This is a genomic window from Protofrankia coriariae (assembly GCF_001017755.1).
GTDB lineage: Bacteria > Actinomycetota > Actinomycetes > Frankiales > Frankiaceae > Protofrankia > Protofrankia coriariae.
The window spans coordinates 63,114-72,764 of the sequence record NZ_JWIO01000009.1 but is presented as its reverse complement, the minus strand read 5'-3'; the positions used below and the strand labels follow the sequence as shown (position 1 = coordinate 72,764).

Here is a 9,651-nt window from a genome sequence, read left to right as displayed (position 1 = left end):
GCCACGGCTGGTGCGCGCCGGGGTGACCGCCGCGAAGGTGGACACGATCGTCGGGCCTGCGCTGTGGCACCTGCTGAGCGCCTACCCGGTCCTGCTGGGCGCGCTCGCCGAGCACCGCGCGGTCGAGATCGTCGAGATGGCGCTGCTCGAGGGCTGCGACCTGGTGTGGCGGGAGGACGCGGCGCGGCTCGCCGACGCGGCGGACCCGTTCGTGACCGCCCGGGTCCTGCTCGGGAGGGCGGTCGCGCCGGCCGCGGTGCCGCTGGACCGCCACCCCGTCCGGATCGCCGAGCCGGTGCTCGTGGAAGATTACGCGGCCGCGTTCGACGCCGAGCGGCGGACGGTCACGCTCGACCTGGGCGGGGCCGTCCTCGACGTCGACGTCAGCCCGGTCGTCGCGAACCCGGCGGCGAGCCATGGCCCGCTCACTCCCGAGCTGCTGGCCGCCTCGTCCGCCTGCCTCGGGCTGCTGCGCTGGGACGGCGGCGCCTGGCGGCTGCGCCCACTCGCGGCCCAGGCCGTGGTCAGGCGTAAGCCGGCGGCGGTGCACGTCGGTGACTGGGCCCTCGGGGTCACCGATCCGAAGATCGAGAAGGCGCACGCCAGGAACGGCGACACGGTGGCTGTCCTGCGTGAGCGCGCCGGGAGGCTGCTGCGCAAGTGACCGCATCCACGAACGTGACCCGGCAGATCCGGCAGACCCGGCAGACCCTGGCGGGGGAGGCCGGCCCGTTCGACACGGTCGCCGAGAACCGGCGCCAGGTCCTGTACTGGCGGCTGCTCTCCCGGATCTTCGCCGTGGACGAGCAGCTCGCGCTGGAGTCGGCGAGCCTGGCGATCGTCGACGATCTCGACCTGCCGGCCGCTCTCCTGGACCCGGCCGTCTCCGTCGACACCGTCGTGCAGCGCTTCCCCGCGCTCGCCGCCGATCTGCTGGGCCTGCTGGGCCAGGGCAGCGAGACCGCGAACAGCGAGACCGTGGACGACGAGGTCGCGAACGACGGGACCGGAGGAGAAGACGACGCGGTCGAGACCGACGTCGCCCTGGCCGGGAGCGGGCCGCCGCCAGCTGGTGGCGCGACGGCCGACGGCGGCGCGCCCGCGGCTGAGGCGGTGGGCGGGGCGGCGGAGCCGTCGGGCGGGGCCGGCGGGGCTGGCGCGGCGGCCGAAACGGGCACGGGGGTCGGAATGGACGAGGTGCGGCGCGCCGTGCTGGTCTCCAAGCTGCTGCTCAACGTGTTCGCGACCGGGTCGGGCAGCGTGTCGGCGACCCAGCTGTCCGGCTGGCAGTCCGACGCGGAGTGGCTGCGGCGGGCGCTCGGGCCGGGGGCCGGCGCGGGAACGGGCACCGGCGACGGCTTCGAGCTGAACGGCACGCTCGCCGACGTCGAGGCCGATCTGGTGCGCCGCATGCACCTGCGCGAGGTGCTGGCGAACAACGCGCTCGCCAGCCGGCTCATCCCGAGTATGTCGCTGGTCGAGCAGTTGCTGCGTGACAAGCACAACCTGTCCGGCGTCGCGCTCGCCAACGCGAAGGCGCTGATCCGCCGGTTCGTCGACGAGGTGGCCGAGGTGCTGCGCACCCAGGTGGAGAAGGCGAGCGTCGGGACGATCGACCGCTCCGTGCCGCCGAAGCGGGTGTTCCGCAACCTCGACATCGACCGCACGATCTGGAAGAACCTGCCCAACTGGAACGCCGAGGACCAGCGCCTCTACGTCGACCGGCTGTACTACCGGCAGACCGCGCGGCGCACCACGCCGGCCCGGCTGATCGTGGTCGTCGACCAGTCGGGCTCGATGGTCGACGCGATGGTGAACTGCACGATCCTGGCGTCGATCTTCGCCGGGCTGCCCAGGGTGGACGTCCACCTCGTCGCCTACGACACCCGCGCGCTCGATCTCACCCCCTGGGTGCACGACCCGTTCGAGGTCCTGCTGCACACCCGCCTCGGCGGCGGCACCGACGGCACGGCCGCGATGACGCTCGCCCGTCCGAAGATCACCGATCCGCGCAACACGGTGCTGGTGTGGATCTCGGACTACTACGAGTCCCACGTCGAGCAGCTGTTCGCCTCGTTCGAGGCGATCCACCGCTCGGGCGCGAAGTTCATCCCGGTCGGGTCCGTGAACAGCTCCGGCCAGGCGAGCGTGAACCCCTGGTTCCGGCAGCGCTTCAAGGACCTGGGGACGCCGGTCATCTCCGGTCACATCCGCAAACTCGTCGTCGAGCTGAAGAACTTCCTGGCCTGAGGACGGCCGGCGCTGTCACCCCGCGCGCCGTGCCTTCCCAGCGTCCTTTCCCTCCCCCATAATCCCTCCCCCGCAAGCCGACACCGCAGGAGAACCTCGATGACCGAGATGCTGCGTGCCCCCGCCGAGGTCAAGTACGCCGACGAGCTGGACTGGCTGGAGTCCGTCGACGACGGGCCGAAGCCCTACTCGTGGCGGCTGAGCCCGCGCATGGTCCGGCTGTTCGTACTCGGCTCCCAGAAGTCCGACAAGCTGGGCCGCCAGGTCGACCAGAAGTGGTTCGGTGACGCCAGCCTGGTCGAGCGCGCCGTCGTCACCCTCGCCTCCGACCGCGGTCTGCTGCTCATCGGCGACCCGGGGACCGGCAAGAGCTGGCTCGCCGAACTGCTCGCCGCCGCCATCAGCCGCGACTCGACACTGGTCGTGCAGGGCACCGCCGGTACCACCGAGGACCACATCAAGTACTCGTGGAACGTCTCGATGGTGATCGCCCAGGGGCAGTCCCGCGAGTCGATGATCCCATCGCCGATCATGACGGCGATGGAGCGTGGCGTCATCGGCCGCTTCGAGGAGCTGACCCGCTCGACCAGCGACGTCCAGGATGCGCTGATCTCGATCCTCTCCGAGAAGTACGTGTCCATCCCCGAGCTGGACAACGACAACGTCGTGTTCGCCAAACCCGGCTTCTCGGTCATCGCGACGGCCAACAGCCGGGACCGGGGCGTCAACGACCTGAGCTCGGCGCTCAAGCGGCGCTTCAACTTCGTCCGGATCCCCGTGGTGACGAACAGGCGCAGCGAGGCGGACATCGTCCGGTTCCGCACCGCCGAGCTGCTGCGCCGCCACCAGATCGAGCTCGACCTCCCACCGACCCTGCTCGACATCCTGCTGCAGAGCTTCGCCGACCTGCGCACCGCCGCCGCGTCGGCGACCAGCGACGACGAGAAGCTCGAGTCGGCGCTGTCCACGGCCGAGCAGATCGGCGTCCTGGAGGACGCGATCCTGCACAGCCAGTTCTTCGGCGAGAAGCAGCTGCACGCCGGCACGCTGGCGAGCTCACTGGTCGGCTCCCTCGCCCGGCGCAGCTCCGAGGACCTCGCCATCCTCAACAAGTACCTGCACGGCGTGGTCGAGCCACGGGGCAGGAAGGACGGCGGCCTGTGGCCCGAGTTTCTCGAGGGCGGGCGCCAGGCGATCGCCGTCCTGTCCTGAACATGGCGACGGAGAGGAGCCGGGACGCCATGAGCACCCTCGCCGACGACGGGCTGGCCGACGACGGGCCGGCCGGCGTCGCGCTGGCCGGTGACGCGCTCGCGGGCGTGCCAGGTGGGCCCGCGGCGGACGGCGCCGTGGCGGCGGGCCTGGACGGGCCGTTCGGCCAGCTGCGGGCGCGGCTGGTGGACGCCGCGGCGGCTTTCGCCGCGGATTCGGCCGCGCTCGCCGAGATCCTGGCGGGCCTGGTCGACGACGTCGCCTGGGCGCTGGCCGAGCCGCTGGAGATCTTCCCGGTCTGTCACCACTCGCCGGCCTCCGCCCTGGCGATGGCCCGGCGGCTGCGGGAGAAACGGCCCAGGGTCATCTACCTGGAGCTCTGCGAGGACCTACGGCCGATCCTCGGCGAGCTGCGCAACTGCCGGCTGCCGGTCGCCCTACAGGCCTTCGCCCACGAGCTCGAGGGTTTCCCCGCCGGCGTGGGGCCGCTGAGCGTGGTCGCCCCGATCACCGAGGCGTCGGCCGAGCACCAGGCGATCGCCTACGCGCTCGAGACGCCGGACGTCGAGCTCGTGCTCGTCGACTGGTCGGCCGACCACCTCTTCCAGTGGGAGAACCACCACCGGCCGGACCGGGCCGACGGACCCCCGGGCCCGGCGCCGACGGGCACGGGCGAGCCGGACCATGGTGGCCCGGACCAGGACGGTGAGGAGGCGGCGCTGCACGGCGACGCCGTCGGCGTCGAGCTCGGCGACCTGCGGCCCCGGTTCGCCGAGCTCGAGGAGTTCCTGTTGCGCCACGGCCGGGTCCGGCACTGGTCCGAGTGGTGGGACCAGTACGTCGAACAGCCGCTCTCAGACGCCGACCACGGCACCTACCGGCAGGCCCTGGCGCTCGTCGGCAGCCTGTTCCGCCGGCTCACCCCGGCCGGGGACGGCAGGCTCGCCCGCGACGAGGAACGCGAGCGCCACATGTGGACCCGGATTCGGGAGCACCTTGCGGCCTCCGGCACCGACCGCGACGACTGCCTGTACGTCTGCGGCGCCTTCCACGCCGTCAGCCGCGTTCCCGAGTTCGGCACGACACCCTCGTCGTCCGGCCCCGTTGAGCACAGCCAGGTCGAGCATGGCCAGATTGAGCACGGCCAGGCCGAGCACGGCCAGGAGGCCGCCGCGGCGCCGGTGGCGGGCTACGAGATCGGCCCGGTGACACCGACCAGGTGGCTGTACGGGCTCATCCCGTCCAGCAACTCCGCGATCGAGGCCCAGTTCGGGCTGGCCGGCGGCTCGGTGTCGATCGCCGCGGCGACGTGGGCGAAGGCGCTGGCCCGCTCGGGCGTCGCGCCGTTCCGGCTCGCCGGCCAGCCCGGCGCCAGCACAGCCAGGAAGGCCGGCGCCGGTGCCGCGAGGAAGGGCGGGCGGACTGCGAGGCCCCGGGCCGCCAGCCCGGCCGCGGGCAGCGCCAACAGCCCGGCCGCGGGCGGCGGGCCCGGGACGGACGCCGAGCGGCTGTCCGGCTTTCTGGAGCGCCCGCCGGCGCTGGACGGGATCGACGAGGACGAGCTGCTCGGCTGGTGCGTCGACATCGTCCGGCTGGCCCGCCGCAACGGCTACCTCGCCAGCACGGCCGACGCCATCGCCGTGTTCGAGACGTCGATCCTGCTCGCCGGCCTGCGCAACCGGGCCCGTCCCACGCCGTACGACTTCCAGGACGCCGCCGTCACCTGCATCGAGAAGGACGTCGTGCCCGGCCGGCGCGACGTGCGCCGGCTGTGCGAGATCCTGCTCGGCGGCGACCGGGTCGGCCAGGTCGGCTACGACGCCCTCCCGCCGCTGGCCCGCGACGTCCACGACCGGCTGACCCCGCTCGGGCTCGACCTGTCCAGACGCACGGTGCAGCGCGCCCTGCTCGACCTGACCGCTGCCCCTGAGCTCGCGCCCTGCTCCGATCTGCTGTGGATGCTGCGCTATCTGCTGCCCGACGGCGCCGTTCGCCCGATCCTCGGCGTTCGCCGGCTGGGGGAGCGGTCGACGCAGGAGAGCTGGGACCTGTCGATCGGTAAGCACCAGCGTGCGCTCATCGAGCTGGGCTACGAGGCGGTCACCGTCGAGCAGGCCCTGGAACAGCGGCTGCGCCGCACCGCCTGGGATCCGAAGGCCACCACGGCCGTCGCGCTCGCCGCCGTCGAGGACGCCGTCACGTTCCTCGGCAGCCGGCGGCTGGCCGACGAGCTCGGCGCCCACGCTGTCGAGTTGCTCACCGGCGAGCGGACGGTGGACGACGCGCCGGAGGTGCTGCGCCGGATCCGGCGGCTGCTCGACCACTACCGTGTCACCGAGCCGGCCGCCCTGCCAGAGTGGTGCGAGCGGTTCGTCAAGGAGGGCTACGCGCACTACTGCACCCTGCTGCCGACGGCGTTCACGGCCGACGACACCGGCGTGCGCCAGGTCGCCTCCATGCTCGGCTTCCTGCTGACGCTGGAGAACCTCGCGCTCGCGCTCGGCTGTGACCGGGCCCAGCTGGAGCTGGCCGTGCGTCAGTCCCACCCGCGGGAGCCCGAACGGACGGCGCTGCTGTGGGCCGCGCAGACCCGTCTCGGCCAGCTCACCCCGGCCGAGCTGCGGGCCCGCTGCGACGACCTGCTCACCAACCCGCTGGTCACTGGCGCGTTCCCGCGCTACCTGGCCGGCTTCGTGCAGGCTCTGGAGCCGGTGCCGACGCTGGCGCCGTTCGTCGTCGAGATCATGTCCAGGGCGTTCGCCCGCCTGCCGGACCGGGTTCTGCTCCCCTGGCTCCCGACGCTGATCACGACACTGCGCGACCACGCCGGCGAGCACATGCCCACGCTGGTGCGGGAGGCGGGCCGCACGTTCCCGGGGGCTCTTCCCGCGCTGGACGCGTGGACCGCCCCCTGGTCGTCCCGGCCGCCGGCCCCGGCGGCCGACGCCTCGACCGCCGGGGCGCGGGCCGGCGGGGCCGACGCGGCGCGGGCCGCGCGGCCGGCGGCCGGCCTGGTACCGGACCTGCTCGTCGCCCACCCGGCCACCACCGACGCGGTGGCGACGCTGCTCGGCCTCGCCCCGGCCTGGCCGGCGACCGCCGCGCCGGGCCAGCCCACGCCCGCCGGCCGAGACGACGGGGCCACCCGGGACGGGGCCATCCTGCTGCTCGACCGCTACCCGGAGACAGCGGCCGCGGTCACCGGCCTGCTCGCGCACTGACCATCTGAGCGCTGGCCATCTGAGCACTGGCCACAGGACGGGCCAGGCCACGCCGACTGCCGGCACGGCCTGGCCGGCGTCCTCGCTCGAGACACCACGGCGCCGCACCGGCTGTCACAGCCGAGATCGAACTTTCCCTGCTCCTGACTCGGCAACCACGCCAGCGGACAGCCACCGGACTCGGGTGGCGATCCGACGGCTCTCCAGACGTCGATCCATTCAGCGGGAGTTTCACCAAATAATACAATCACTGTATTTTCTGGATTGTCGGAACGGCTGACGACGGCGCGTGGGAGAGATGACGCGTGGAAGAACGGTATCTACCGCTTGTATATGTCATGTGTTCCGATCCACAGCAAGATCATGCGCGCATGTCCAGGCCGCACAGGTAACCCATACCGCCACAGAGCACGGCCGTTTCGCGCCCACGTCATCTTGTTGACACCGGGGAGAGACTGGTAACTCTTTACACGTAGTGAGGGATGGAACCGTCCGGCAGCCAGCCCTTCGTGGAACAGCGCCACCGCACGCCGGAATGCGGCCTGATCCACGGCGCTGAGTCGGTGGAACTCGGTGAGAAACCGGCTCCCCGGCTGGAAGGTGGGCATAACAAGCACGGTAACTGTTCCGTGCCACGAAAAAATTGCCGGGGATCAGCTGACCTGCGGGTGCTCGACAAGCTCGCCCAGCAGGTCGTCGAACGCCTGGAAGCCCATGCAGACGATGGCGTCGTCTGTCGTCTCGCCAGACTCTGCGACAGCAGCGACTACGTCCGGTGGAGCTTCGCCCACGACTTCGTGTGGCTCTGGGACTGCCACACCGTAAATCTCCATCCCTACACGCTATTCCGATGTAGACGCAGACGTATGTGGGGGCTGGTGAAAGCCCCGCGGATCGCGGATTCTGCCGCGGACGGCTGGTGCCGCTCCTGAGCAGTTCGGTGACCGCTGGGAGCGCCCTGGTCGGACACCTGGACGCCGCCCCTACCACTGGATGTTCACGTTCGAGAACATCGCCGAACCGCACACTCTGGTTGCGTGCTGCCAGGACCGGCTACGCCTGCCCATCCCGGTCGCAGAGCTCTATCTTGTGACCCGACGCCTCGCTTTCACCGACCGGATCGCCAGCGGGGGACTCGACGCGGCCATCCGCGACGTCGCCTCACGGGCATCCCCCCGTTCACGTCGACCGTCGGGCCCGCTCGCCGGCTCATCCGGCGCCGTTCGGTTCGGTGGGCGGCCTGGGGAGTTGGCCGTCTCCGTACGTGAGAACATCATCGACGCCACCGCCGCCGCACTCGCCCCTCGGCGGTGATCATCGAATCGTACCGATTCCGGCCTCGCGTTCCGGTCTCACGTCGGGATCATCTGCTGCGACGTCCCCACGGACGCACGCCCGGCCGTGTCCACGGCCGAGAAGCTTCGGCAGCTGCCACCGGCCCGGGTCGGAATCGACGCCGTCGCCCTGGTCGCACTGTGCCGCGCGGGCTGCGCATGCCTGTGGGACGCCGTGGTCCGGCTACTGCTGTCGGGACCTGTTCCACGATCGTAACCAAAGGTAGTATGTCAATTCCTGTAGGTTAAGTTTGCTGGTGGATGTGGATGTGGTCGGTTGCGCTGCCGGTCCGTTTCGAGGCGAGGGAGCCGAGACAGCGGCCTGGAGAAGCACCCGCCGAAGGGCACATGATCACTTGTGTTCGCGTGCCTGAAGGGCTGGACAGGCGCTGCCGGAGGGCGCGGCTGGGTCGTCCCGTCCGCCTGGAGATCGTAGCGGACCGGAAGCCTGAAGAGACTTGAAGAGGGAAGCAGGGAGGGCGGTATGGGGGTCGTCGTCGCGACGGACGTACGGTTGCGCCGGCCACCGGAGGGCGGCGTCGGGATGGGTGGTCATGCCGGGCTGGGTGGTTCCGTCGGGCTGGGTGGAAGCGCCACCCGGGACCACGACCGGTGGGACATCCTCGCCACAGGTGGTTCCGTCGGGGTGGGCGGAAGCGCCGCGGGCGAGGCGGTGCGGTGGTCATGACGACCGATCTGTCCACCGCCGCTCCCTCCACCGCGGGCCCCACCGCGGGCCCCGCCGCGGGTCTGGCCGGGTCTGGCCGGGCCGGTGATCCAGGCCGGTCGGCGGTCGGGAGCGAGCAGGCAGGTACGTCCGGGTCGGCCGAGACACCCGACAGGCAGCCACGGACGGTGATGTACCTGGTCGAGGAGATGAACCGGGGCGGGGCGCAGCTGCGCACCGTGGAGCTGATGCGCCGGCTCGACCCGAACGAGTTCCGGTTGGTGTTCTGCTCGCTCAGCGGCCGGCGGGGCGACCTCGACGACGAGATCCGTTCGCTCGGGGGCGAGGTGTACTACCGCCGGCTCGGCCCGGCCTTCCCGCTCACCTTCTACCTGCTGCTGCGCCGCGTGCGCCCGCAGGTCGTCCACGCGTACGCGTCGGATGCCACCGGGCTCGTGTTCGGTATCGCCCGGATGGCCGGTGTGCCGCGCCGGGTCGCGCACTTCCGGGTCAGGGACGACGGGCCTGGTGACACCGTCGGCCGGCCCGGTGGCAGAACCGGAAGACCCGCCGCCGGAACCGGGTGGGCCGCAGCCGGAACCGGCTGGCCTGGTGGCAGCACCCACCGGCGGGGGCGCAACGCCGGTGCGCTGCTGCGGCACGAGACGGGACGGGCGGCGCTCGACGCGAACGCGACCGATCTGCTGGCCGTGTGCGAGGCGGTCATGCGCGAGCTGTGGCGTCCGGAGTGGCGGGTCGACCCACGCTGCCGGGTGATCTACAACGGGCTGGAGGTCGAGCCGTTCGGTGTCGCCATCGCGGCCCGCCGGCGTGCGCTGGAGAGTGTTCCCGAAGGGACGCGCACCCCGGTCGTCATGATTCACATTGGCCGTCCGGGGGCGAACAAGAACCGGGCCCGTGCCATAGACATACTTGTCGCGCTGTGCGCGCGGGGGGTGGACGCCCG

The 9,651-nt window shown here is 71.8% G+C and carries 7 protein-coding genes; 6 read left to right on the top strand and 1 reads right to left on the bottom strand.

What is annotated here, in order from left to right:
- Positions 1–22: 22 nt before the first annotated feature.
- From FrCorBMG51_RS34530 to FrCorBMG51_RS07800, 4 genes are all read left to right on the top strand, one after another.
- Complete coding sequence (locus FrCorBMG51_RS34530) at positions 23–664, top strand: hypothetical protein (protein ID WP_200902369.1); 642 nt, start codon at positions 23–25, stop codon at positions 662–664.
- On the top strand, positions 661–2,250 hold the full coding sequence (locus FrCorBMG51_RS07810) for a VWA domain-containing protein (RefSeq protein WP_235433409.1): 1,590 nt from the start codon (positions 661–663) through the stop codon (positions 2,248–2,250). Before FrCorBMG51_RS34530 ends, FrCorBMG51_RS07810 begins: the two co-directional genes overlap by 4 nt.
- 99 nt (positions 2,251–2,349) lie before the next feature.
- On the top strand, positions 2,350–3,462 hold the full coding sequence (locus FrCorBMG51_RS07805; protein WP_047222419.1) for an ATP-binding protein: 1,113 nt from the start codon (positions 2,350–2,352) through the stop codon (positions 3,460–3,462).
- Positions 3,463–3,491: 29 nt separating this feature from the next.
- Entirely contained in the window at positions 3,492–6,683 is a 3,192-nt protein-coding gene (locus FrCorBMG51_RS07800) for a DUF5682 family protein (RefSeq protein WP_235433408.1), read from the top strand.
- Between the two features lie 653 nt (positions 6,684–7,336).
- Here the strand turns inward: FrCorBMG51_RS07800 and FrCorBMG51_RS28035 are convergent.
- Positions 7,337–7,501, bottom strand: coding sequence for a hypothetical protein (locus tag FrCorBMG51_RS28035; protein ID WP_157180430.1), 165 nt, complete (start codon positions 7,499–7,501; stop codon positions 7,337–7,339).
- Between the two features lie 175 nt (positions 7,502–7,676).
- Here FrCorBMG51_RS28035 and FrCorBMG51_RS24875 point away from each other — a divergent pair, with 175 nt between their 5' ends.
- Together FrCorBMG51_RS24875 and FrCorBMG51_RS07790 are read left to right on the top strand one after the other, a co-directional pair.
- Positions 7,677–7,997: a hypothetical protein gene (locus FrCorBMG51_RS24875; protein WP_052914457.1), complete on the top strand. Its 321-nt coding sequence runs from the start codon at positions 7,677–7,679 to the stop codon at positions 7,995–7,997.
- Positions 7,998–8,501: 504 nt separating this feature from the next.
- Entirely contained in the window at positions 8,502–8,705 is a 204-nt protein-coding gene (locus tag FrCorBMG51_RS07790) for a hypothetical protein (RefSeq protein WP_047222418.1), read from the top strand.
- Positions 8,706–9,651 lie beyond the last annotated feature (946 nt).

Bases quoted from the DNA above. Each gene is read 5' to 3' on its own strand.
- FrCorBMG51_RS07805 (WP_047222419.1), top strand. From the start codon at position 2,350: ATGACCGAGATGCTGCGTGCCCCCGCCGAGGTCAAGTACGCCGACGAG.
- FrCorBMG51_RS07800 (WP_235433408.1), top strand. From the start codon at position 3,492: ATGAGCACCCTCGCCGACGACGGGCTGGCCGACGACGGGCCGGCCGGC.
- FrCorBMG51_RS24875 (WP_052914457.1), top strand. From the start codon at position 7,677: ATGTTCACGTTCGAGAACATCGCCGAACCGCACACTCTGGTTGCGTGC.
- FrCorBMG51_RS07790 (WP_047222418.1), top strand. From the start codon at position 8,502: ATGGGGGTCGTCGTCGCGACGGACGTACGGTTGCGCCGGCCACCGGAG.